This is a genomic window from Winogradskyella sp. ABM4_392 (genome assembly GCF_056160445.1).
In genome coordinates, this window is sequence record NZ_JBSWXE010000004.1 from 184,955 (window position 1) to 207,696 (window position 22,742).

The following is a 22,742-nucleotide window of genomic DNA, read 5'->3' on the forward strand; positions in this document are numbered from 1 at the left end:
TATGTTATATCAAAGAAGTAGTGCTTTGTTTAAAGAAGCGCAGAATGTTATACCAGGAGGAGTAAACTCGCCAGTAAGAGCATTTAAAGCTGTAGGAGGTACGCCAATTTTTGCAAAATCAGCAAAAGGTGCTTATATCTATGACGAAGATGGAAACCGTTTTATAGATTACATTAATTCTTGGGGACCAATGTTATTAGGTCATGCTTTTCCACCAGTTGTAGAGGCTGTAATTGAAAAAACAAAAGAAGGAACTTCTTTTGGAATGCCAACAGCTTTAGAAACAGAAATTGCTGAATTGGCAGTCTCTATGGTGCCAAATATTGATAAAATTCGTTTTGTGAATTCTGGTACAGAAGCTTGTATGAGCGCTATTCGCTTAGCACGAGGTTACACTAAAAAAGATAAAATTATAAAGTTTGCAGGTTGCTATCATGGACATAGTGATTCTTTCTTAATTGCAGCAGGTAGTGGAGCTGTTACGTTTGGTACTCCAAATAGTCCAGGAGTAACACAAGGTACTGCTAAGGACACTCTTTTGGCAACGTACAATGATATTGAAAATGTAAAATCATTAGTTGAAGCAAATAAAGGAGAAATAGCAGCAATAATAGTTGAACCAGTAGCAGGTAACATGGGTTGTATTCCTCCGGTTGAAGGATTTTTAGAAGGCTTAAGAGCGGTTTGTGATGCTAATGATATGCTGTTGATTTTTGATGAAGTGATGACAGGTTTTAGACTTGCTAAAGGGGGAGTTCAGGAATTAAAAGGAATAAATGCAGATATTGTGTGTTTTGGTAAAGTAGTTGGTGGAGGTTTGCCTGTTGGTGCTTTTGCTGCAAGAAACGAAATAATGAATCATTTGGCACCTTTAGGACCTGTATATCAGGCTGGAACTTTAAGTGGTAATCCTTTGGCTATGGCAGCAGGATTAGCCATGCTTAAGGCAATTAATACAGATAAAGGTCTAATGAATAGGCTAGATGAGAAAACAAAATATCTTCATAATGGTATAGCTGAGGCTTTAAATAAAAACAATGTAACACATAGTATCAATAGAATAGGCTCAATGATTTCTGTTCATTTTTCTGATGAGCCTGTAGTAGATTTTGAAAGTGCAGCAAAAGGAAATAATGAGACTTTTAAGAAATTCTTTCATGGTATGCTAAACAAGGGGATTTATATAGCACCTAGCGCTTTTGAAACCTGGTTTATAACTGATGCGTTAACATATCAAGATTTAAATGAAACCATTGCAGCTGTTGAGGAAGTTGCAAAAGAGTTGTAAAACAAAAAAGCTTCGCAATTACGAAGCTTTTTTGTTTAAATATCTAATGGTTAGCTATAAGTTTTTTAGGTTTTCTTCAAAAAAAACTTCGTAGCGTTCGTATTGTGTTTCGTTTAAAATGTCTTGCATTTTAGTGTCTAAAAGCGTCTTGATTTTCTCAACAGCACCTTCTTTTACAACTGAAGCATTTTTTAAATCTAATGTAGCTTGAGTAAACTCTTGTAAAGCTAAATAAACTTGATCTTTTTGATTGTTATCACATTTAATGACTTTTGCAAGTGCTTCAGTTTGTTCAGATGCTTTTTTGTTTACTTCTATTTTGTTGGATTGTGCCATTAAAGACCCAGTTCCTAAAAACATTGCAAAAACAAATAAGCCTAAAGTAAGTATCTTTTTCATTACGGATTGTTTAGTTAAATAGGTTACTAAAATAATAATTTTATTTAAACCTTTGGTATTTATTCTTGTATAGAACAAATTAATTCTTTGTTCTTAACTTTTTCTGTTTGGTTTTGTGCTTAACCTTAGTGTTTTCTTGATAATTTTTAAATTGTTCTTCAGTTAGAACATCTTTGAGTTTAGAGTCTAAGGCCTCTCTGTTACCACTTTTTTGTTTGGCAATTTTTTGTTTGATTTCTTCTTTATTTTCCTTGTCTTTTGAATTAATCAACGTTTTTATTTTCTGCTTGTTTTTAAGTTCATCTTCAAAATGATCCAGAAAAATATCATAAACCCTTTCTTGTTGTTTGGTAGAAAGGTCTAATTGCTTGGTAAGTTTTTTGGTTTCATTTTTAGCTAATGTTTTAGCATCATTATCTTGAACTAACTTCTGTTGTTCTTTCTTAGTTGTCTCTCTTTTGACTTCAATTTTTTCTTGTGCACCAAGATTAAATGCTACAAACGAGAGAAGGATTAAAATTAATTTTTTCATCTTTAATTGATATAAGATTTAGAACTCTAAAAATAGTAATTTTTAAGATGCTATCTGCACAGTACTAAGAATTTATAAGATTTAATGTTGTGTTGTAGAGTGTGCTGTCTTCTGTTTTATTCTTTAGCCAAGCATAAAAACTTATTACAAAAATGTCTTCTTTGTGTATTGTGTTCGATTCAAAAGTCGATTTTAATTTTAATGAAAAATCAGTATCCATCTTAGTTTCGGGTTTTTGATACAAACGTTCGGCATAGTTAACAAAGTTTAATATTCTGGATTGGTTAATTTGTTTTAGGTAAGATGTGTATTTGCGTTTAAAACTTTTTAATCTTGAATAGAATAAGTCGTCTTCATTCAATTCTATATAAAGTAGAATTTCAGCAAGATTTTTTTTAATGACCCAATCTATACCAGCTTTTTCTATATAGTATTGATCTGTGTGATAAAATTTTGCAAGTACAGATTTTGCTTTTGAAAAATCCTCTTTTTGAAAATGAAACATTAAAAGTGAAAGGTATAAGTCTAGAAGTGCCTCTATGTCGCTATGTTTTTTCTTAATGACTTGTTCAACAATGTCTATGGCTTTGTTCTGATTATTAAGGTAATTATAGTTTAGGGCTTCAACTAAGGTTTTCTTAAGTATAAACTCTTTTTGGTAGGCTCCTTTTTTTAGCTTCATCAGTTCTTCCATCTCTTGAATATAGCTTAAGGAAGCTTCAAATTTTTTATTCCTAAAAAGTGTGTTTGCGATAATATAAACGATATGAATTTGGTAAAACAGCTGCTTCTCAGTGTCCTTTTTGTCTTTTAGGATGTTATAGCTTTTTAAAACAAATTTTTCAATTTCGTAATACCTATTTGTTGCTAGAGCAGAGATATTAACAATCGCCAAAATTTGATAAAGTGATTTAAAGGAAAGAGATTCACTTAGTTCGATGTTGTAATCTTCAAGAATAGATTCTAGTTCTGCTTCAAAATTAATGGCTTTTCCTTGGTAGCTCATAGAATTTAATACAGACTTTAGTTGAGCGTAAACAATATTCAATTGATCTTCCAGTATGTGCTTTTTTCTATTTTCTTTTTGCTTAAGGATGAGGTTGTCTAGGTCTATTTTTGGGTAATTGGGTGCGTACTGAATCTTGGTATGGTAGATTTCATTAAGAATGGGGAAGAGTAAATGTTCGTCTGCCAAACGCTCTGCTTTATCTAGAATTTTGTAGGCAATCTCATAGTTTTTTTGAAGTAGATAAGTGCGAGATGCCAGAATATATTTAATAATCTGCATATCTATTGAATTCTCGTCTTCCAGATTTTTATTGGCAGTAAAATCTATTAAAGATTGAAATAGTCGTTTCCTTAAAGCGTGATATGCATTGCAATTATCAACTTTATAGAGTTCATAGCAAATAGATTTAGAATCTAATTCAGGTTTTGTTATTAACCTAAATAATTCAATATTCTTTGTGTCCTTACGCTTGTTTTTTTGCTGAAGATAAGCGGTGAATCTTTGTTGATCTTCTATACTAAAGGCATCTATAATTGATTTTAATGCTATCATTTAATCGTCATTAAATTATATAATATTATCAATAAATATAATATGTAATTATAATAAATATAAAATTATATCGTCAGTAATTAGAAGATATTAGTTTTTATGTGAGTTAGATTTATTCAAAATTTGTCTCGTAATCATTAAAACAAAGTATTATGAAATCTAAATCTAATTTTACTAAAGCAGAGCGCATTTGGGCAGGTCTTTTTTTTAGCTTTCTAGGTTTAATAGCTGTGTATTCACAGACCATATCTGGTTATTTAATTGATGCCTATAACCAGAATGTAGAATTTTTAGCTAACAACACTGTGAGTAGTTCAAATATTTTGAGGTACTAAAATGAGGGAAAAGAGCTTAAATATGGCTTTCTTCATTACTGTAGGAATATCAGTAGTAGTTTTTATTTATCTGGTCTTTTTAGGTTATGATGAAATAAAAACCTTTAAAGATGTCGTAAAGATTATAGGATCTATTTTGTTTCCAATACCAATACTGTTCTTTACAAGATTTATTGTTATTGAACATTTTATGCCTGTAAACTCTGATGAGTACAAAGCGAAAAATCAAAAACCAGCAACTATTTTATTAGCAGTTTCTGTTGTAGTTGTGCTATTGCTAATGCAAGCTTTAGAATTTCTAACCCATAAGAAACTCGAAGATGCATTAATACTTGCTCATCTTATAAACTCTACATCAATAAGTTCTTACGTGTTTAATTTTTTACTGTATAACAATTTAAAAGCCAATGGCATATTAAGCGGAGTGCTTATGGCTTTAGCAATTCATATGTTCTTTTTATCCGCTTAAAACTAAATGTACAATCATCAAATTTTAATATTATGAATATCATTAAAACACCAAAAAAACAGACCAATGTAAGTAAGAGAGAGTTACTTTTTACATTTCAGACTATTATTGTCACCGGATTGCTTGCTTTTACAGCTATAGCATTTTTCTTCTATAATAACTTAAGCGTTGTAAAAGGCATTAAAGTCATCTTTGCTCCTTTTCTATCAGTTGTTCCTTTACTATTTGTTCTTTCCATCTTAAGGGATTTAAGAAAGGGTTTTATAGAAGGTAATTACACTAAAAAAGAGATTATAAAATTCGGGTTAATAACCTTAGGAATAACAGCTTCCTTTACAGGAATAACCTTGTTGTTATCTAGGATTGACGCTTTAGAAATTCTTTTGGCAGGTATAATTGCCATACTGAGTACTGTATTTTTTCTTCGAAGCAAAATAAAGGACATTTTAGGAATGTCTATCGTTACAGGTATTGCTGAAGGTATCATCGTATACATGATTTTTTTGTTTTGATGATTGGTTAGTTAGTAACCCAAAACCTCGCAGATTGGTTTAGAGCTGCGAGGTTTTAAATTCTAATTGATATGAAATCAGATTATTTGAAAACTATAATATTAATCCTATTAGGATTTTTAACTATTCCACTTTTAGAAATTCTTCTGGTTGAAGGTGGTGGTGCTTCTTTAATAATAGTAATTACGATTCCCTTTCTTGTTTTAGTTAGTGTTATAATGACAATAGTTTATTCATTATATTACAAAAAGAAGAAAAGTGAAAACACAAAAAAGAAAGCTTTTATAATTATGGCTTTAATACTAATTGCTCTAAATCTGCTATTATTTCCTCATAGATAAATTTAAATATCATGAAATCAAAACTATTAAGCGATATATCAGAACTTTTAGAGAACAATATAATTTCTCAAGAAGTTGCCTCAAATATCACAGCGTATTATAAATCGAAGGAAGATGACCAGCCTAATAGGCTATTTACCGTTTTCGGAGTCTTGGGAGCTACATTGGTAGGTTTGGGAATTATCCTAATACTGGCACATAATTGGGATAATTTCTCAAGAATCATAAAAACATTTTTTGCCTTTTTACCACTGGTTATTGGTCAAATTATTTCAGGATTTACTATTCTTAAAAAGAAAAATCAGGCGTGGAAAGAATCTTCAGGAACGTTTCTCTTTTTTGCCATTGGAGCTTCCATCGCACTAGTAAGTCAGATTTATAATATACCTGGCGATTTAGGTAGTTTTTTGTTTACATGGATAGTGCTGGCATTACCCTTAGTTTATCTGCTCAATTCTAAAGCAGTATCAATTCTGGTTATTGTATTTGCAAGTTATTACGCATGTGAATTAGGATACGATTTTGGATATAAGGACAGCACTCCTTGGATGTATTTGGTTTTTATTTTGGCAACATTACCATTTTATTTAAAGCTATTAAAAAAGTCACCTCTAGCAAATTCAACATCCATTTTCAATTGGCTCTATGTTTTAAGTTTTACTATTGTATTAGGTACTTTTATTAACAGCAATTGGCCAGTAGGCTTTTTAATGTATGCCATGCTGTTCGGTGTTTTTTATAATCTAGGAAAAACTCCGATTTATAAAAACCAACAATTAAGACGAAATAGTTTTACCATAATAGGTTCTTTAGGCTCTGTGGTTTTGTTGACGATTCTATCTTTCAATATCATTTGGGAAGAAGTTGTAAAAAGAGCTTCAATAGCAATGAACACTCAAGAAATGATAATTGCGACTGTTTTGCTGATAGCGGCATTTGCGGCATTGCTCTATTCCAGAAAGAATGAAAAAAATGAAAGATTCAACCTGTTTCAGTATGTTTTTTTAATAGTTGCAATAATCTTTTTTATAGGTGTAGCAAATGCCATTGCAGCTACTGTTTTAACCAATATTCTACTTTTGGTGTTAGGGCTTTCAGCAATAAAAATAGGTGCAGATACATTTCGTTTTAGTGTCCTTAATTATGGACTGTTGATTATAACCGCTGTTATTGTCTGTCGCTTTTTTGATACTGATATGAGCTTTGTTTTTAGAGGAATTTTGTTTGTTGCTGTTGGATTTGGATTCTTCTTAACCAACTATATAATGCTTAAAAAGAAGAAAGAATTAAATCGTTAAACCTTAAATTTAAAACACATGAAAACGATACACATTTTTATACTATTCGTAATAGTTGCGGTTATACAATTATTTGTGCCAGCAAAAATGATTTTAGATAGGGAAGATGTTTTAAAAACAGGAATAACCTACAAGTTTAAAACACGACCTGTTGATCCTAATGATCCATTTAGAGGAAAATACATTACTTTAAACTATGAAATGAATTCTGCTGAAACAAACGATTCAATTTGGAAACGTGGTGAAACGATTTTTGTTTATCTAAAAAATGATAGTCTTGGTTATGCTAAGGTTCATAGTGTAAGTAAAGAAGAAAAGGATATAGATAGAGATTATGTTGAGGCTAAAGTCCGTTGGAATTATGGTAATTCAAATACTGTTAATTTCGAGTTACCTTTCGATAGGTTTTATATGGAAGAAACTAAAGCAAAACCTGCTGAAGATATTTACAGAAAATATAATAGACGTCGAGATACATTAAATCAAACATACGCTTTGGTTGCGATTAAAAATGGGAAAGCCGTTTTAAAAGATGTCTACATAAACGATAAGCCAATTGCTTATTACTTAGAAAAAGGCAATAATCAATAATTTGTATCTTGTAGAAAGTAAACTTTGGCTTATGTCTTATTGGGTTTCAACAATTTTATTAATCTTGGGTATCTATATTGCTATAAGTATAGCCTTGTATTACTTACAAGATTATATGCTGTTTAAACCAGAAAAATTACCCAAGGATTTTCAGTTTGATTATGAAAATCAGGAAACCAAAGAATACAACCTAGAAACTAGAGATGGAGCCATAATTAATGGACTTCGTTTTTTTCCTAAAGGTGAAAGTAAAGGTGTGGTTTTGTACCTTAAAGGTAATTCCAAAAGTATAAAAGGTTGGGGAAAATTTGCTGTAGATTTTACAAGGCATGGTTATAATGTTTTAATGGTAGATTATCGTGGCTTTGGTAAAAGTACTGGCAAGCGTTCGCAAAAAGCCATTAAGCGCGATTTACAATTGGTGTATAATAAAATCAAGGAACAAACCTCTGAAGACCGAATAATACTTTATGGTCGTTCCTTGGGTTCTGGTTTTGCAACAAAATTAGCGTCGTTAAACAATCCCAAAATGCTCATCTTAGATGCGCCTTACTATAGCCTTACAAAAGTTACTGCACGATATGCACCATTTATGCCATTATCTTTATTGCTGAAGTATCCTTTGCCAACATATAAGTGGTTAAAATATGTGCAATGTCCTATACACATTATTCATGGTACTCAAGATAAGTTGATTCCGTATAAATCGAGTGTAAAATTGGCTCAGATTAATCCCAATCTTACTAAGTTGCACACCGTAATTGGTGGTGGACATAAAAACTTAAATAACTTTGAGTCCTATCACAAGATGTTAGACGATATTTTAAATAACGAACCCAAAACCATAGATTTGGAAACCACGAGCATTAATGTCATTCACTCTTCCAAAAAAACTAAGAAAAAGGCTTAAAAGACTATTTGTTGTCTTATTAGGTTTGTATGTTATGATTGCATCAGCACTTTATTTTTTACAGGAAAAGATGTTGTTTTTGCCTACAACTTTAGAGCAAGATTATCAATACCAGTTTAATTACCCGTTTGAAGAATATTTTTTCAACACAGATGAAGAAGCTATCATTAATGCGCTTCACTTTAAAGCAGAAAACCCTAAAGGAGTCATACTATATTTTCATGGTAATGCTGGTGATTTAAGTCGATGGGGAAACATAACCGAGTATTTTGTTGAGAAAGATTATGATGTATTAGTTATGGATTATAGAACTTACGGAAAGAGTTCTGGAAAATTAAGTGAAGAAGCGTTTTACAAGGATGCACAATATTGCTATAATTATTTATTGAAACATTATTCTGAAGATAAAATCACATTATACGGAAGGTCTTTAGGTACAGGAATTGCTTCTTATTTAGCAAAAGAAAACAGCCCAAAGCAAGTTGTTTTAGAGACACCATATCACAGTATTGAAGATGTTGCTAACTATCGGTTTCCTATTTTACCTGTAAAACAGTTATTAAAGTACCGTTTTCCTACATTTCAATATTTAAAAAAAGTAGATTGTCCTATCACAATTATTCATGGTACTGAGGATAATGTGGTGCCTTATTCGTCGGCTAAAAAACTTCTGGAATTAGGGATAGATAATTTAGACTTTATAACCGTTGAAAATGGAAATCATAATAACCTCATTGAGTTTAAAGATTATCATCAAGCAATAGATAACCTATTAAACTAAAAAAGGCTTCAAATTTAATTGAAGCCTTTTTTAATTATAAGAATGTTTAGATTATTTAGGATTTAAAATATTATTGATACGCTCTATCGCGTCAGCAATATGAATTCTACTCATGCTATCTCCACCACGCGCAGAACGCAATTGACTACGTAAAGTCTTTAATTCTGCTCTTACTACAGCTCTAATATCAGATTGACTAGTGTTTACTGCAGTCATTTTTAAGTAAGGACTTGGTGATCTTCCACTTTGGTTTTCAGCAGTCATTAAATACGCTAAACGATCGATATGAGCACGTTGCAGGTTACGGCGATAAGTGTCTATTTTTTTACCAGTACGTAATTCGCTCCATACACCTCTACGTAAATCGCGCATCATGTCTGTTAAAGCATAAGCATCGCTATCATAAGTATGAGCTTCAGTTAAACGTTGCATCTTACCTAAGCTTAAAATATTATTTAGTGTTCTTGCCTGTAGCGCACGTACACGTTCAACAGAACCAGAATACTCTATGCGGTCAAAGATGTTTTCATCAATTAACCACTCTGGAGTAGTAAATAAATTATCTTGTATAAATTGCATTGCTTCTTTTTGGTGAGCTTTAGGTACAGGAGTATAAACTACACCATCTTGGTCTGATGTTTTGTAGTGCTCATAAACACCACCAATGTTATTAGAAACGTGTCCCATGTATCTATTAAATTGAGATATAACATGACCATACATTTCCTGTAAATCATCATAATCTTCACCAGCTTCAGTAGTCCATTCTATTAAGTTAGGAACAATACGCTTAAGGTTTTTAATACCATATGCACTAGCAAGCATTGCGTTATCACCTAAATCTTCAGTTTGCGAACTTGGATCGTGAACATCACCAACTTGTTGGTGTCCAAAACGATACATTGGGTCTCCTGCATGCTCAGTAATCCATTGGTTAAGGGTTTCTTTTTCTTCTTCAGGTGATTTGTCTAAAATAGGTCTGTAGCCCCATTCTATAGCGTATTTGTCATAAACACCAATATTAGGCATAAGCGCAACGCCTTCGTCACCAGGTTGAGCTACATAGTTGAAACGCGCATAATCCATTATAGATGGTGCAGTTCCATATTTTTGAGTGAACTCAGCATCTCTAAGTTTTTCAACAGGATAAGCAACACTACTTCCCATATTATGAGGGAGACCAAGTGTGTGTCCTACTTCATGAGCAGACACAAAACGAATTAATCGTCCCATAACTTCGTCTTTAAACTCAGGGCTTTGAGCCTCAGGATTTATGGCAGCAGTTTGCACGAAGAACCAACCACGTAAAAGCGACATTACATTATGATACCAGTTAATATCACTTTCTAAAATCTCACCTGTTCTAGGATCACTTACATGAGGTCCGTTAGCATTTGGGATAGGTGATGCTAAATATCTCACTACAGAATAACGAACATCTTCTGGTGTCCATTCTGGGTCTTCTTCTACTGAAGGTGGATCTTTTGCAATGATTGCTTCTTTAAAGCCTGCAGCTTCAAAGGCTACTTGCCAGTCTTCAATACCTTGTTTAATGTATTTTCTCCATTTTTCAGGAGTAGCTCTATCTATATAGTAAACAATTTGCTTTTTAGGAACTACAAGTTCACCACGTTTAAATTTCTCAATATCTTCATCTCTAACTTCTAATCTCCAACGATCTAAATAGGTTAAAGATTTACTTCTTTGGTCTTCTAATCCATAATCAGTCGTACTACTTGTAAACCATCCAACACGCTCATCGAAATAACGACGTTTCATAGGGTTTTCTGGAAGTAAAATCATGGAATTATTAATCTCAATAGAAATACTTCCTGTACTCCAATTAGAAGGAGGTGAGCCAGCAGCATACGTTTTTACATGACGTGCTTCAATGTTTCTTGGGTAACTTTTTATAGTCTCAATAAAAGATTTATCACTTTCTAATCTAGTAACTTTATATGGTCTTCTTCTAAACATAGGAAGCCCAAGTGATTTTACATCTTTTTCAAATAATGGAGTAGCATCAATTACTGTACTTGTTGAGTCTTTACTATACGCTTTTATTGGAAATGTAAATAAAACAGGTTCAAAATTTGAGTTTTTAACAGCTTCGTTTACTGGTAACGAGTCGGCAGCAGTCACGTTGTAAGACACAACACGTAAAACTACTTTTTTACCTTTCTTTTCCCAGCGTAAAACCTGTTCGTTTTGCTTTCCTCCACCAAAACCAAGACCACTGGCAGTTTTGGCAATACGTGTTACCATTAGCATCTCTCTATCAAAAAGCGAATCAGGTATTTCGTAGTAGAACTTATCGTCTAAAGTGTGAACTGTAAAGAGACCTTCGTCACTTTTAGCATCTTTAGTAATTACTTTGTCGTAAGGTTTTGGGTCATTTTTTCCTGGTTTCTTCCCAGCAGGTTTTGCCATTGCTGTTGCATCTGTTTTCTTAGATTTACTAGCTTTTTTTGCAGTAGAACATGAGAATGCCAAAAAAGCAGAAGCTACTAAAAGTAGCTTAATGGATAGTTGTTTCACTTTGAGTCGGTTTTAAAAAATTTGCATGAAAATAAGGATTCTATTAAGAATCTTTCAGTTTTAAAACCTACTTTATAATTTTTTTAACGCAAGGCTATAGCGTATCTAGGTATGCTTGTAAAAGTTCTACACCTTCTGTATGAACGATAGTAGTGCCAATAAATGGCATACTAAATCCTTCGTTATACTCCGAAATTCTAAGTGAAATACTGAATTTTCTCTGAACTATCTGAGAGTCTTCTAATGATGTTTCAAAAGCCAATCGCAACGTTGATTCATCTTCACAATCACCACCTTCGATATGACAGTGTGCACAGTTAATATCAAAGTAAGACCTAGCTCTATTTTCTAGGGATTCAGATGTGTTTTTCCAATTAACTATTGATGAAACTTCAGAACTACCAGATAAACCAGTTAAGTACTGCTCGCTGATGAAATTTTCTAGCTGATTAGCACCATTAACTTCAAAGTTCATATTTCTAAGCTTTGGTCCAATTGGTGTGGCATTGTCATAAGTATGATGACAGGTGAAGCAATCTGTGTTAGATGGTATTTCGTAATTTACTGAGTTGCTTTCGCCATCAGCATCAATCCAAGTTACAGGTACAGTACTTCCGTTAAGGTCTAATACAGCTTCTGTTTGGTCTTCGTTCCATTTGTAATCACCTGTTTCCCATTCTCCATTAATTTTTATTAGTACACGTGTTTCAATAATAGTCTTTCCTATGGTTAAATCGCGTTCGTCATTATTGTAATAAAATGTTTTGGCAATTACAGTATTGTCTGGAAAAATTGGTAAACCGTCACCATCATACTGCATTGAAGTATTTTCTGGTAATGCAATTAACCGTTGTTTGTGTGCGTAATCTGTAAATAACTGTGAATTAAGTTCATAGTTAAAGGCGCGAGAAGAAATGTTTAAATCTCCAAGATTTCCTATAAATAAGTTTAATTCTGAAAGATTAGGCCTAAACTCTGCAACTACTAAAGGATCTTGTACAGGTGTTATGTCGTCATCGTTTTCACATGAAAATGCAACAATTAGAATTGCGAAAAGAAGCGTAAGTTTTTTCATTTTTTTGATAAGTGACTGATTCATAGCGAGTGTGAAAATAATAAAAAAAACAGAATTACAAATCACTAAATTTCATTACAATTTCTCAATTGAAAGGAATTGTTATGATATAAGATAATGATGCTTATTTTTACGACAAGTGAAATAAAATCAAAATATGTTTTTTGTAATATTTGGAGTTAGAGACTCAAAGCTAAAGAGTAAACCAATAAGAGTTGGTACTACATGTTCTAAATGCAATAGTGTTGGGTCTTTTGATGTAAAAGGAAAAGCGAGTTATTTTCATTTATTTTGGATTCCGATAATTCCATTAAAGAAAGAAATAGAATTTGTATGTAGAAATTGTGGACAACACCATTACAAGAAAACTGCACCAAAACAGCTGCTTAACAGTTACAACACAATGCCACTCAAAAGACCATGGTGGCATTTTTTGGTTTTGGGCTTTTTAGTATATGAAATAGCAACTCTTTTTTTCTTATTTGCTTATTTTGAGATCGAATATATGATTCAGAACAGTAAGAAGGAAGCCATAATTGAAAATCAGAATAATGAAGCGCAAATCCATATTAGTCAATTAAATACAGGCTTGGCTAGTGCTGTTAGCGTACCTTCATTTGATAAAGACTCGATATCGTATTTACTGCATAAAAAAGTTAATTATAGTAATTATAAAATAAATGGTGATGACGTTAAGATATATTCCACTGTAAAGAATAATATGATATTAACCTTGTTTCAAATCGATAAATTTGATACCGTTGATACTGCTGATCAATATCTTTTTTTGAAGGACGTAAGAGACAATATTGGTAAATCGTATGTGGAACCGTTTAACGTTTTTATTGGAGTTAAAAGTAGTGATGGACAGATGTTTGTGTCTTCTACTAATAGTCATATAGAAGCGTACGATTTTGAGAAAATCCCAGACTATTACAACTATCCATTTAAATATTATTATGAGTTTGATAGTGTGCCATCTTACAATTTAATAAGAAGACGAGAGCATAATAAATTACTAAACCAGTATGAAGGTATATCGAAAAAAAGAGTTGAGTTAGATACTACAAGACTACTAGTTGCATGGGAAAAAATTAATACTAAATTTAAATTTAAGTATAAGGGCAAAATAGACTCAATACCTAAAAAGGTTTATTTGGAACCTTCTGAAATTTTACTTCCGGAGGACTTAAGCTTCTTTTTTAAGCATCAAAATCTTAATGGCCCCTTTGTTAAACTAGGAAAGCTCAAGGTGCGTTTGGAACAATCAAGTAATGTATTCTATAATACTCCAATTGAAAATTTACAGGACAAAAGATATAAGGACATTTCTAAACGTGTTGCTTCTTTATCTGTTTCACCAAGATGGTTGACAATTTATGAGGATTATAGTTATAGTTATGCCATGGATTTATTACCTGATCAAAATGGATATGTAGGTCAAATTATTCAGCTTGGGCAAAAAGGTGAACCCAGCAAATATATTGCTAAAGATCTGGTAAGTTTTCTTGAACTCTATTTAAAAGAAAAAGTTCCAACCGATATTGGTGATTGGAATTAAAAAAGTAGATTTATTGTAAAAACTTTTATACTATTTTTTTAATGTAAATCGATTTAAGAGTTTAATTAATTTTATTCAAATTTACCAATCAAAACCGCATGATCAGAGCAGGAATAGTATGATTTCTCTAACCTCAAGGGTCTTATCTTACTTCTTAACCAAATTTGATCAAGTTCTAGTAAAGGTAAACCAATTGGCCATGTAGCTGTAAATCCATTTTGATACGCTCTAAACGAAGTGTAATTGTTTTTAAACTTTTCAAAATGAACACTTTCATATGGTGTGTTGAAGTCTCCTAAGATAACATCAATATTGTTTTTTGTAGCATATTCAATGACTTTGTTAAGAGCATCTTTTTTGTAATGTATTGGACTTGCATAAACATCGACTAGTAAATAAATTTCATCATCAACCCGAATGTGATTTAAATTTAAATCCTGATTTATTTGAATGGAATTCAAAGTCTCAATTTTATTTTTTGAGGCAACAATCATATTACCCTTAAGATATTCTATTTTATAGTTAGGCAGTTCTCTTTCAATTTTGTTTTTGTAGTCGCTTTCTTCGTGAATAGCTTCAACCAAAAAAATAGTTTCAATATTTTTATTTTCTGTAATTTCTTTAAGTTGGTTTATATTAAAGTCTTCTTGTTTATTTACGTTCCAGAGGATAAGTGTTTTTCCTTTTTCATTTCTTTCGTCTGAATTATCTAAGAAGTAATAATTTTTAAACCAAAAAAATGTAAGACATAAAAAGGCTAGTGATAATATAATTTTTAATTTCTTGTCATAGAAGAAAACCACCAATAATATTGCTGAAATAAGAAAAATTATCGGTAAAGGAAAAGCATAGAAAACTATTCCTGTTAGATAAAATCTGTCTTTTAAAATAAAATGTATTATCAATAAAAAAGCATATCCTATAAGAAGATATGCTTTATATTTTATTATGAATTTAATCATTGTTTAAACCATCTCAACAAACAACCCTTCATCAGTTTTTTCAACTTTGGTTAAGCCGTGTTTTCCTAAGCCTTTAATACCTTTATCCCAACCTTTGTTGCTCAATCCAGATTGTGCTTTAAGTTCGTTTAAGTCCATACGCTGTTCTTTTTTAAGAATTTCAAAAATCGCTTTTTCATTATCGCTTAAATCCACTTTTTTCTTCTCTGGTCTCATCTGTGGGAAGAACAATACTTCTTGTATACTTTGGTTGTTGGTTAAGAACATTATCAATCTGTCCATACCAATTCCCATTCCAGAAGTTGGAGGCATACCGTATTCTAAAGCACGTAAGAAGTCAAAATCAATGAATTCCGTTGCTTCATCATCGCCTTTTTGTGCTAGTTTTAACTGGTGCTCAAAACGCTCGCGTTGGTCTATTGGGTCGTTAAGCTCAGAATACGCATTCGCGATTTCCTTACCACAAACCATAAGCTCAAAACGTTCTGTTAATTCAGGGTTTTCTCTATGCTCTTTACACAACGGACTCATTTCTTTAGGGTAGTCTGTGATGAATGTTGGTTGAATGTAGTTGCCTTCACATTTCTCGCCAAAAATCTCATCAATCAATTTGCCTTTACCCATTGTGTCGTCAACTTCAATACCCATTTCTTTGGCTGCAGTTCTAATTTCAGCTTCAGATTTACCATAGATATCAAATCCGGTGAATTCTAAAATAGAATCGCGCATCGTGATACGTTTGTATGGTGCCTTAAAGTTGATTTTATGCTCACCAAATGTTGCTTCTGTAGTACTATTAACAGCAATAGCACAATGCTCTAATAACTTTTCGCAGAAGTCCATCATCCAGTTGTAATCCTTGTAAGCAACGTAGATTTCCATTGCTGTAAACTCGGGATTGTGTGTTCTGTCCATACCTTCGTTACGGAAGTTTTTAGAGAACTCATACACACCCTCAAAACCACCAACGATTAAACGCTTTAAGTAAAGCTCGTTGGCAATTCTCATATACAACGGAATGTCTAACGTGTTGTGATGCGTTACAAATGGTCTCGCAGCAGCACCACCAGGAATTGGTTGTAAGATTGGTGTTTCAACTTCAAAATAACCAGCGTCATTAAAAAACTGACGCATAGCGTTGAATAATTTTGTACGCTTTACAAACACATCTTTTACGTGCGGATTTACAGCTAAATCAGCATAACGCTGTCTGTAACGTTGCTCTGGGTCTGTAAACGCATCGTAGGTTTTTCCGTCCTTTTGCTTCGGAATTGGTAATGGTTTTAAAGCCTTACTCAATAATTTAAACTGCTTTACCATTACTGTTTTCTCGCCAACTTTGGTGGTAAACAATTCGCCTTCAATACCAACAAAATCGCCTAAGTCGATTAATTTTTTAAAGACATCGTTATACAACGATTTGTCTTCGCCTGGGCAAATTTCGTCTCTGTTAAAATATACCTGAATACGTCCTTCGCTATCTTGTAACTGCGCAAAAGAAGCTTTTCCTTGAACATTAATTGCCATAAGACGACCAGCAACAACTACCTGTTTACCTTCCTTGTAGTCAGATTTTATCTGTTTGGAAGTGTGCGTAACTGGGTATAAATCGGCTGGATAAGGATTAATTCCCAAAGCACGAAGTTTTTCTAACTTTTGACGTCTTACTAATTCTTGTTCTGAAAGTTGCATTCTTGCTTATTTTAAAAATGCAAAATTACATTATTTCATAGAATTATTAAATGGCTTTTGTTATAACTTCTCGATACAATTTTTCATGCTTCAAAATCACTCGAAGTGACGTTAATTTAAATAGAAAAGTTGAGGTCAGTTCGAGTGCTGAGCAGAGCGAAGTGTATCGAGAACCTATTTTAATTAGATTTTATAACCTCTAAATTTTGTTTTAGGTCGTTGTTATCTGGAAATAATTCGACAGCATTTTCAAGAACTTTTATAGCTTTTTCTTTTTGACCTGAAAAGCCTAAGGTGTTGGCTAAACTCATATACGTTCTTGGTTCGTCAGGAAAAAGTTTTGTGTTAAGTTCAAACACGGCAATAACCTCTTCTATGCGATTGGTGTTGAATAGTATTTTGCCATAGGTGTTAAGCTCAAACATACTGCTTACGTTACCTTTGAATTTATTCAAAAGCTTTTTTTGTTTCTTTTTTAAGCCTTTTGTTCCTTTTTTACTTAAAATATCATCTACGGTAGCTACGATTTGGTAATTGGATTTGTAGTCATTGACTGTAATGATATTCTGAATATCTTCTTCAAACGTTTTTACAGGATGTTCTACAATTCTATTGATTTCCTTACCATCCTTATAAAAAATAATGGTTGGTACACGATGAATATTTAAACCTGCTTCCTCGTGCTGTGGGCTTTGTTTATACATGCCAGCTTCTCTACTTACGGCAACAACCGTTAGTTGATCCATAGGATAATTGCATGCTTCTAAAACTTTATATAATCTTGGAACTGCCTTTTTACTATCACCACACCATGTACCCATAAACAAAGTGATGCTGTAGTTTTTTAACTCTGACGCTATGGCTTCGGTAATAGTTGAATTTGGCTCGTAATCATTATAATTTTTGGTAAACCAAGATTTGTAGTTGTTACCTTCTAAACCGCTTTTGTCTATTTTACCTAGAAGATAAGGTGTATCGGTATTTTCTGTGATTTCTGTGTTGAGGTTTTGGGCGGTTATTTGAATTGAGATAAAGGATATGATGAGTAGTGAAAATATGTTCGTTTTCATGATAGATTTTTTAAAAAGATTAGTATGCTGTTTTGGTATAGCGAAGGATGAGCAAAACTTTAAAGTTCAGCTTAACCAATTCTCAAATTATTGAGATTAAAAGATGAATTTGTCAAACTGAATTTATTTCAGTTTCTAGATCTTGTTTGATAGAAATCTAAAATAGATTCTGAAACAAGTTCAGAATGACAAAACTGAAAGGAAGTAAATATTTATTTAGCTGCTATAATATTCCCTTTAATTTTAAGGATCTTGTTTCCGCCTTCAGCATTAGAAGTGACTCTTATAGTTTTTGTAAAAGCGCCAAGTCTTTTGGTGTCGTACTTAATTTTTAATTCGCCAGTTTTACCAGGTAAAATTGGTTCTTTTGAGTAGCTTGGTACAGTACAACCACAACTGGTTTTTACGCCTGTAATTAGTAGTGGAGCGTCACCTTCATTGGTAAAAGCGAATAATCGTGTACCATCAGAATGCTGTTCTATGGTTCCGTAATCTATGACTTCAGTTTCAAATGAAATAATAGCTACTTTGCCTGTCTTGTTTTCAATCTTGTTTGAAGTTGCATTGAATAATCCTACTGAAAGAATTAAAATTAGAATAGTGTTTACTGTTCGTTTCATGGTTTTAAAAATTTTTGATTAATACTTGAAACAAACTTCAAACTTAGAAGCTAAATTTTTTAAAAAAAAGGGTTTGAAATTGGTACTAGTACCAAGGTTGAATTTTTTAACTACTTGATAAATAAAGATTTAACATCGTCTCTAGATTGTACTTCCAACTTCTTGTAGATATTATTGGTGTGCGTTTTTATGGTGCTAACACTCAAAAATAAGGCTTCAGCAATGTCTTTATTGGTCTTGTCTTGTAGTAAATGCTCTAAAACAACTTGCTCTTGTTTGGATAATTTAGACTTTAAATCTTCAGATTTAGATTGTTTGTTTTTCCACATTCGGTAGAGTAGAAACAAATTCAAGAAAAAAGAAACTCCAAGTAGAGTGTAAAGGTAAATGTCAAATGAAGCGCTTTTGTTTTCTTCAGTTGATGCCAGCATAAATCGGTCAGCTGCTAATTCATTTCTATATTGTGTAGTGTATGGTGCATTAGGGTATGTAGTCTCTAAGCGTTCCTTGAGATCGTCGTAATAAGAATTGTTCTGTAAATCTTCAACATAGTAGCTATGTAAATCACTACTTCTATCTGATAAATAAGCGTAAATGGCGAGTTCTGCTACAGGCTCGTTTAAGGCAGTTCCGTAGTCTTGTAATGTTGTAAACCACTTTTTGTTGTTCAGTTTTCGGTTGGCTTCACTTCGTACTTCACCATAAGCAAAACGCATATCGTTTTTAAGGGAATCTATCTTTAAAAATGCATTAGCTCTTGGGTTGTTAGATTCTACTTTACAAAACACCTGATTGCCAAAAGAAAAAGGTAATTTTAAAGTATCAGTGTTTTTTGCAATGAATAGTAATTCTTCACTATTACTGCAGTGACCGTTAAAGTGGTTGATGTCTTGTTGTGTTTCGCTGCACTTATCTACATGGATACGATAGATTCGATTTTCTGTGCTAAGCATATCGCCTTTAAACTCAAAAAAACCTGTTTCATCTGCTGAGGTTTTTGCAATGATTTGTTCAGAATATACACCAGACATTTTACGGTAATCCTCTACAATAGAAAGGTATACAGTTTTTTGCCATTCATCTGGATTGGTGTAGCCCGAAAAAGAATATTGTGCTTTACAGTAAAGCGATACCAATAAAAAGCAAATCAATAATTTAAACCGCATAAAACGAAACTACACAATTTTAGGAAACAATAAAATAGTACTGTGGTAAAAGTGTAACAACTTTAACAAACTAGCGTCATACAGATACATCAAATCATCAAACGAAATTATGAGTATCTGGCGCGTTATTTTAGCTATTATTTTTCCACCTTTGGCTGTTGTAGATAAAGGCTGTGGATCTTTTCTAATTACATTTATATTGTTTTTTTGCGGCTGGGTTCCGGGAGTTATTGCTGCTTTGGTAATTCTCAATAATCCAGAACGTTAGTTAATTGTTTTAGAAAATATGAGTTTTTAAAAGTAGAATTATTTAACTTTAAATTCATCAAAAAACTAAATCAAAATGACAACAAAAGACATTGCAGAAAAATTAGTATCCTATTGCAGAAACAATCAAGAGGATAAGGCCTATGAAGAACTATATAGTCCTGAAATTACCAGTATTGAAATGGCAGAACCAATGAAAGAAGTTCATGGTTTTGAAGGTATACAAAAAAAGGGACAATGGTGGCAAGAAAATTTTGAGGTACATGCCACTGAAGTTTCTGATCCGTTGGTTGCAGATAACCACTTTACAGTAAAATTTTGGATGGATACTACACACAAACCAAGTGGACATCGTTCTCAAATGAACGAGATCGCTGTATATGAGGTAAAGGATGGTAAAATATGGAAGGAACAATTTTTCTATAATCCAGAAGGCTAAAAAAAATTGAAATGTTTAAGACAAAGCTCAGCAGGATATGATGTTGAGCTTTTTTTGTTGAGTCCAATGAAGATTTATAAACGTTTAAGTGAAAAACACATTTATAACCACAAGTAGAATTAATCGTATCTTTGTGCTTTACTAAATCAATTTAAAACACATGAAAAAAGTATTTCTTCTCATCGTCTTTGCTTGTTTTATAACAAGTTGTAATGTTACCGAATCTATTGTTTTTAATCAGGATGGTTCAGGTGATTTTTTAGTTACTTATGAAATGGGTGAAGCTATGAAAGCCTTCCAAGAATCTATGGGTGGTGGCGATAATAAAGAAAAGAAAGAAGGTGGCGAGGTTATGGATACCACTTTGGTAATTGCCGATATTATGGAAACCTATAAAGACAGTGTTGCAGCACTACCAGAAAAAAAGCGTTTAGCTATGGAGGCAGTAAAAGATATGTACATGAGAATGCAGATGAATGAGGATGAAGGTGTTATGAATTTTGGTATGGGAATGGAGTTTGAATCTATTGACGATTTAAGGGATCTTAGTGAAAAATTTAGGAAACTACAAAGCTTAAACGCACAAGGAGACCAAGTAGGTGCTATGAAAGAAAACTCACCACTTGGTAACTTTATGGGTAATGAAAATAGTGATGTAGCTTACATGTATACTAATGATGGTTTTTCTAGAATGACGAGTATTAATTTGCCAGACGAAGCAACAGAAGATGCTATAGACGAGCTTTTTGATGAAACCGATGAAAACAACCAACAGCTTATAGCCTATTTTCAAGATTCTTTTTATAATGTGAAGTTAACCTTCCCAAAAGCTGTTAAATCTATAGATATTGAAGGTGCTGAATTCTCTGACGATAGAAAAACAGTGACTTACAAAAGCAATTGGGTAGAGTATCTTAAGAATCCAAAGTTACTAGACGTGAACGTGAAATTTGTTGATGAATAAAACCGTAAAACTTCAAGATTTAGGCTTAAAAGATTTTAAAGACACCTGGGATTATCAGGAAACGCTTTTTAAAGCCATTTTAGATACTAAAATTAAGAATAGGAGAGAAGATGCAGGCTTAGCAACCGATAACCATTTTCTGTTTGTAGAGCATCCACATGTGTACACTTTGGGTAAAAGTGGAGACTTGTCTAATTTGTTGCTCTCAGAGGAACAATTAGCAGAGAAAGGCGCAACCTTCTACAAGATTAATAGAGGTGGAGATATTACGTATCATGGTCCTGGGCAAATTGTTGGCTATCCTATTTTAGATTTGGATAATTTCTTTACTGACATTCACAAATACCTGCGATTTTTAGAGGAAATCATTATTCTTACGTTGGCTGAGTATGGTTTAAAAACCGAACGTAGTCCTGGTGAAACTGGTGTTTGGTTAGATGTTGGTACTCCATTTGCACGAAAAATTTGTGCTATGGGAGTACGTGCCAGCCGTTGGGTTACTATGCATGGTTTTGCGCTTAATGTAAATGCCGATTTAGGCTATTTTGATAATATTATTCCTTGCGGAATTAGAGGGAAAGCAGTGACCTCTTTAAATAATGAACTTGGTGTAGAAACTGTTGATGAAAAAGCAGTGAAAGAAAAGATTTTAAAGCATTTTAAAGCGCTTTTTGAGGCAGAGTTTGTGTGACATCTTTATATATTTAAAGATGATTATTCATTCATCAACTTTGTTGCAGCCCAGACATACTCTTTCGGGTATTCACCAAGATAACTTATATATTTACCATTTTTAGATATTACCACAAAACTACCACATGGATAATGATGCTTAAAGAATAGTCTCTCAATTATGTTCTCTGGGTCTTCATGCCAATTTATAATATTCTCATGTTTTTCTAAACCTTCTGGTGTTTTGTAGATATACAATGGCTTAACCTGTGCTATTTGATTTAAACCATTTTCAAGATCTTGTCGCCAGTTTTCAACCCAAAGTTTGCTAGTGAACCCACCTGTACCATTGCATTTATCCTTACCTGGATAATATATTATTACAATCGGTTTGGTTGAGTCCAGCTCACTGTTAACCGTCTCTTTCAATAGTTTTAATAATACTTTTTTATTTGATATTTCGCCATAATTTTCTCTTTTAATTAATCTTCTGTGATTTATAGAATCCCCTTCAATACCTAGATATTCCAATGAAGAAAGCTTCTTTTCAAATTCTACTTTTTTTATCTCAATATCTCTATCATCAAAATACCTGTTACTTTTATTTTCAATTTTATAAGTTGAACATGAATATGTTAAAACAAAAATTATTAATGCTAAAAAGATTTTTTTCATGGTTTAATCAGTTAAAGTTCTTAA

General features: G+C 32.6%; 25 protein-coding genes. 14 read left to right on the forward strand and 11 right to left on the reverse strand.

Features of this window, described 5'->3' with window-relative positions:
* Position 1: 1 nt before the first annotated feature.
* Positions 2-1,288 carry a glutamate-1-semialdehyde 2,1-aminomutase gene (gene hemL / locus ACXAFS_RS11420; RefSeq protein WP_475307075.1) on the forward strand — a complete coding sequence of 429 codons (1,287 nt, stop codon included), beginning with the start codon at positions 2-4 and terminating at the stop codon, positions 1,286-1,288.
* A gap of 54 nt (positions 1,289-1,342) precedes the next feature.
* Here hemL and ACXAFS_RS11425 read toward each other — a convergent pair whose 3' ends face one another.
* From ACXAFS_RS11425 to ACXAFS_RS11435, 3 genes are all read right to left on the reverse strand, one after another.
* The gene (locus ACXAFS_RS11425) at positions 1,343-1,687 is read right to left on the reverse strand and encodes a hypothetical protein (RefSeq protein ID WP_475307077.1); all 345 of its coding nucleotides are present in this window, start codon (positions 1,685-1,687) and stop codon (positions 1,343-1,345) included.
* A gap of 79 nt (positions 1,688-1,766) precedes the next feature.
* On the reverse strand, positions 1,767-2,219 hold the full coding sequence (locus tag ACXAFS_RS11430) for a hypothetical protein (protein ID WP_475307078.1): 453 nt from the start codon (positions 2,217-2,219) through the stop codon (positions 1,767-1,769).
* A 64-nt stretch (positions 2,220-2,283) separates the two neighbouring features.
* The gene (locus ACXAFS_RS11435; protein WP_475307079.1) at positions 2,284-3,780 is read right to left on the reverse strand and encodes a hypothetical protein; all 1,497 of its coding nucleotides are present in this window, start codon (positions 3,778-3,780) and stop codon (positions 2,284-2,286) included.
* Between the two features lie 152 nt (positions 3,781-3,932).
* Here ACXAFS_RS11435 and ACXAFS_RS11440 point away from each other — a divergent pair, with 152 nt between their 5' ends.
* The 8 genes from ACXAFS_RS11440 to ACXAFS_RS11475 all read left to right on the forward strand — a co-directional run bounded on the left by ACXAFS_RS11440 (position 3,933) and on the right by ACXAFS_RS11475 (position 9,017).
* Positions 3,933-4,115, forward strand: coding sequence for a hypothetical protein (locus ACXAFS_RS11440; protein WP_475307081.1), 183 nt, complete (start codon positions 3,933-3,935; stop codon positions 4,113-4,115).
* A 22-nt stretch (positions 4,116-4,137) separates the two neighbouring features.
* Positions 4,138-4,584 (forward strand): hypothetical protein, encoded by a 447-nt coding sequence (locus ACXAFS_RS11445; protein WP_138433035.1) that lies wholly within the window; start codon positions 4,138-4,140, stop codon positions 4,582-4,584.
* Positions 4,585-4,616: 32 nt separating this feature from the next.
* A complete protein-coding gene (locus ACXAFS_RS11450; RefSeq protein WP_459441341.1) occupies positions 4,617-5,096 on the forward strand; it encodes a hypothetical protein in 480 nt (159 codons plus the stop codon).
* A 71-nt stretch (positions 5,097-5,167) separates the two neighbouring features.
* A complete protein-coding gene (locus ACXAFS_RS11455; RefSeq protein ID WP_475307082.1) occupies positions 5,168-5,437 on the forward strand; it encodes a hypothetical protein in 270 nt (89 codons plus the stop codon).
* Positions 5,438-5,448: 11 nt separating this feature from the next.
* Positions 5,449-6,735, forward strand: coding sequence for a DUF2157 domain-containing protein (locus ACXAFS_RS11460; RefSeq protein WP_475307083.1), 1,287 nt, complete (start codon positions 5,449-5,451; stop codon positions 6,733-6,735).
* Between the two features lie 18 nt (positions 6,736-6,753).
* A complete protein-coding gene (locus ACXAFS_RS11465) occupies positions 6,754-7,326 on the forward strand; it encodes a GDYXXLXY domain-containing protein (RefSeq protein WP_475307084.1) in 573 nt (190 codons plus the stop codon).
* 31 nt (positions 7,327-7,357) lie between these two features.
* The gene (locus ACXAFS_RS11470) at positions 7,358-8,236 is read left to right on the forward strand and encodes an alpha/beta hydrolase (RefSeq protein WP_475307086.1); all 879 of its coding nucleotides are present in this window, start codon (positions 7,358-7,360) and stop codon (positions 8,234-8,236) included.
* 34 nt (positions 8,237-8,270) lie between these two features.
* Entirely contained in the window at positions 8,271-9,017 is a 747-nt protein-coding gene (locus tag ACXAFS_RS11475) for an alpha/beta hydrolase (protein ID WP_475307087.1), read from the forward strand.
* 51 nt (positions 9,018-9,068) lie between these two features.
* On the opposite strand, the gene ACXAFS_RS11480 is transcribed toward ACXAFS_RS11475, so the two are convergent.
* Positions 9,069-11,555 (reverse strand): zinc-dependent metalloprotease, encoded by a 2,487-nt coding sequence (locus ACXAFS_RS11480; protein WP_475307088.1) that lies wholly within the window; start codon positions 11,553-11,555, stop codon positions 9,069-9,071.
* Positions 11,556-11,649: 94 nt separating this feature from the next.
* Entirely contained in the window at positions 11,650-12,630 is a 981-nt protein-coding gene (locus ACXAFS_RS11485; RefSeq protein ID WP_475307090.1) for a hypothetical protein, read from the reverse strand.
* Positions 12,631-12,787: 157 nt separating this feature from the next.
* Between ACXAFS_RS11485 and ACXAFS_RS11490 the strand changes: the two genes are divergently transcribed.
* Positions 12,788-14,191, forward strand: coding sequence for a zinc ribbon domain-containing protein (locus tag ACXAFS_RS11490; protein ID WP_475307091.1), 1,404 nt, complete (start codon positions 12,788-12,790; stop codon positions 14,189-14,191).
* A 71-nt stretch (positions 14,192-14,262) separates the two neighbouring features.
* Here the strand turns inward: ACXAFS_RS11490 and ACXAFS_RS11495 are convergent, their stop codons facing one another.
* From ACXAFS_RS11495 to ACXAFS_RS11515, 5 genes are all read right to left on the reverse strand, one after another.
* Positions 14,263-15,153: a hypothetical protein gene (locus ACXAFS_RS11495; protein ID WP_475307092.1), complete on the reverse strand. Its 891-nt coding sequence runs from the start codon at positions 15,151-15,153 to the stop codon at positions 14,263-14,265.
* Positions 15,154-15,156: 3 nt separating this feature from the next.
* Positions 15,157-16,845: a lysine--tRNA ligase gene (lysS, locus tag ACXAFS_RS11500; RefSeq protein ID WP_475307093.1), complete on the reverse strand. Its 1,689-nt coding sequence runs from the start codon at positions 16,843-16,845 to the stop codon at positions 15,157-15,159.
* Positions 16,846-17,024: 179 nt separating this feature from the next.
* Positions 17,025-17,915 carry a thioredoxin domain-containing protein gene (locus tag ACXAFS_RS11505; protein WP_475307094.1) on the reverse strand — a complete coding sequence of 297 codons (891 nt, stop codon included), beginning with the start codon at positions 17,913-17,915 and terminating at the stop codon, positions 17,025-17,027.
* 212 nt (positions 17,916-18,127) lie between these two features.
* Positions 18,128-18,535 (reverse strand): DUF1573 domain-containing protein, encoded by a 408-nt coding sequence (locus tag ACXAFS_RS11510; RefSeq protein WP_475307096.1) that lies wholly within the window; start codon positions 18,533-18,535, stop codon positions 18,128-18,130.
* 110 nt (positions 18,536-18,645) lie between these two features.
* A complete protein-coding gene (locus ACXAFS_RS11515; protein WP_475307097.1) occupies positions 18,646-19,701 on the reverse strand; it encodes a LuxR C-terminal-related transcriptional regulator in 1,056 nt (351 codons plus the stop codon).
* A gap of 109 nt (positions 19,702-19,810) precedes the next feature.
* Here ACXAFS_RS11515 and ACXAFS_RS11520 point away from each other — a divergent pair, with 109 nt between their 5' ends.
* From ACXAFS_RS11520 to lipB, 4 genes are all read left to right on the forward strand, one after another.
* The gene (locus ACXAFS_RS11520) at positions 19,811-19,969 is read left to right on the forward strand and encodes a YqaE/Pmp3 family membrane protein (protein WP_076620180.1); all 159 of its coding nucleotides are present in this window, start codon (positions 19,811-19,813) and stop codon (positions 19,967-19,969) included.
* A gap of 75 nt (positions 19,970-20,044) precedes the next feature.
* Positions 20,045-20,407, forward strand: coding sequence for a SnoaL-like domain-containing protein (locus ACXAFS_RS11525; protein WP_475307098.1), 363 nt, complete (start codon positions 20,045-20,047; stop codon positions 20,405-20,407).
* A gap of 160 nt (positions 20,408-20,567) precedes the next feature.
* Positions 20,568-21,371, forward strand: coding sequence for a hypothetical protein (locus tag ACXAFS_RS11530; RefSeq protein ID WP_475307100.1), 804 nt, complete (start codon positions 20,568-20,570; stop codon positions 21,369-21,371).
* The gene (gene lipB / locus ACXAFS_RS11535; protein WP_475307101.1) at positions 21,364-22,062 is read left to right on the forward strand and encodes a lipoyl(octanoyl) transferase LipB; all 699 of its coding nucleotides are present in this window, start codon (positions 21,364-21,366) and stop codon (positions 22,060-22,062) included. The genes ACXAFS_RS11530 and lipB overlap by 8 nt, the downstream gene beginning before the upstream one ends.
* Before the next feature lie 23 nt (positions 22,063-22,085).
* On the opposite strand, the gene ACXAFS_RS11540 is transcribed toward lipB, so the two are convergent.
* Positions 22,086-22,718, reverse strand: coding sequence for a hypothetical protein (locus ACXAFS_RS11540; RefSeq protein WP_475307102.1), 633 nt, complete (start codon positions 22,716-22,718; stop codon positions 22,086-22,088).
* Between the last annotated feature and the right edge of the window lie 24 nt (positions 22,719-22,742).

Coding starts and splice junctions, on each gene's coding strand:
- ACXAFS_RS11505 (WP_475307094.1), bottom strand. CDS start 17,915: ATGAAAACGAACATATTTTCACTACTCATCATATCCTTTATCTCAATT.
- ACXAFS_RS11425 (WP_475307077.1), bottom strand. CDS start 1,687: ATGAAAAAGATACTTACTTTAGGCTTATTTGTTTTTGCAATGTTTTTA.
- ACXAFS_RS11460 (WP_475307083.1), top strand. CDS start 5,449: ATGAAATCAAAACTATTAAGCGATATATCAGAACTTTTAGAGAACAAT.
- ACXAFS_RS11510 (WP_475307096.1), bottom strand. CDS start 18,535: ATGAAACGAACAGTAAACACTATTCTAATTTTAATTCTTTCAGTAGGA.
- ACXAFS_RS11435 (WP_475307079.1), bottom strand. CDS start 3,780: ATGATAGCATTAAAATCAATTATAGATGCCTTTAGTATAGAAGATCAA.
- ACXAFS_RS11475 (WP_475307087.1), top strand. CDS start 8,271: ATGATTGCATCAGCACTTTATTTTTTACAGGAAAAGATGTTGTTTTTG.
- ACXAFS_RS11515 (WP_475307097.1), bottom strand. CDS start 19,701: ATGCGGTTTAAATTATTGATTTGCTTTTTATTGGTATCGCTTTACTGT.
- ACXAFS_RS11525 (WP_475307098.1), top strand. CDS start 20,045: ATGACAACAAAAGACATTGCAGAAAAATTAGTATCCTATTGCAGAAAC.
- ACXAFS_RS11470 (WP_475307086.1), top strand. CDS start 7,358: ATGTCTTATTGGGTTTCAACAATTTTATTAATCTTGGGTATCTATATT.
- ACXAFS_RS11540 (WP_475307102.1), bottom strand. CDS start 22,718: ATGAAAAAAATCTTTTTAGCATTAATAATTTTTGTTTTAACATATTCA.
- ACXAFS_RS11445 (WP_138433035.1), top strand. CDS start 4,138: ATGGCTTTCTTCATTACTGTAGGAATATCAGTAGTAGTTTTTATTTAT.
- lipB (WP_475307101.1), top strand. CDS start 21,364: ATGAATAAAACCGTAAAACTTCAAGATTTAGGCTTAAAAGATTTTAAA.
- ACXAFS_RS11530 (WP_475307100.1), top strand. CDS start 20,568: ATGAAAAAAGTATTTCTTCTCATCGTCTTTGCTTGTTTTATAACAAGT.
- ACXAFS_RS11455 (WP_475307082.1), top strand. CDS start 5,168: ATGAAATCAGATTATTTGAAAACTATAATATTAATCCTATTAGGATTT.
- ACXAFS_RS11495 (WP_475307092.1), bottom strand. CDS start 15,153: ATGATTAAATTCATAATAAAATATAAAGCATATCTTCTTATAGGATAT.
- ACXAFS_RS11450 (WP_459441341.1), top strand. CDS start 4,617: ATGAATATCATTAAAACACCAAAAAAACAGACCAATGTAAGTAAGAGA.
- ACXAFS_RS11465 (WP_475307084.1), top strand. CDS start 6,754: ATGAAAACGATACACATTTTTATACTATTCGTAATAGTTGCGGTTATA.
- ACXAFS_RS11485 (WP_475307090.1), bottom strand. CDS start 12,630: ATGAAAAAACTTACGCTTCTTTTCGCAATTCTAATTGTTGCATTTTCA.
- ACXAFS_RS11430 (WP_475307078.1), bottom strand. CDS start 2,219: ATGAAAAAATTAATTTTAATCCTTCTCTCGTTTGTAGCATTTAATCTT.
- lysS (WP_475307093.1), bottom strand. CDS start 16,845: ATGCAACTTTCAGAACAAGAATTAGTAAGACGTCAAAAGTTAGAAAAA.
- ACXAFS_RS11440 (WP_475307081.1), top strand. CDS start 3,933: ATGAAATCTAAATCTAATTTTACTAAAGCAGAGCGCATTTGGGCAGGT.
- ACXAFS_RS11490 (WP_475307091.1), top strand. CDS start 12,788: ATGTTTTTTGTAATATTTGGAGTTAGAGACTCAAAGCTAAAGAGTAAA.
- hemL (WP_475307075.1), top strand. CDS start 2: ATGTTATATCAAAGAAGTAGTGCTTTGTTTAAAGAAGCGCAGAATGTT.
- ACXAFS_RS11520 (WP_076620180.1), top strand. CDS start 19,811: ATGAGTATCTGGCGCGTTATTTTAGCTATTATTTTTCCACCTTTGGCT.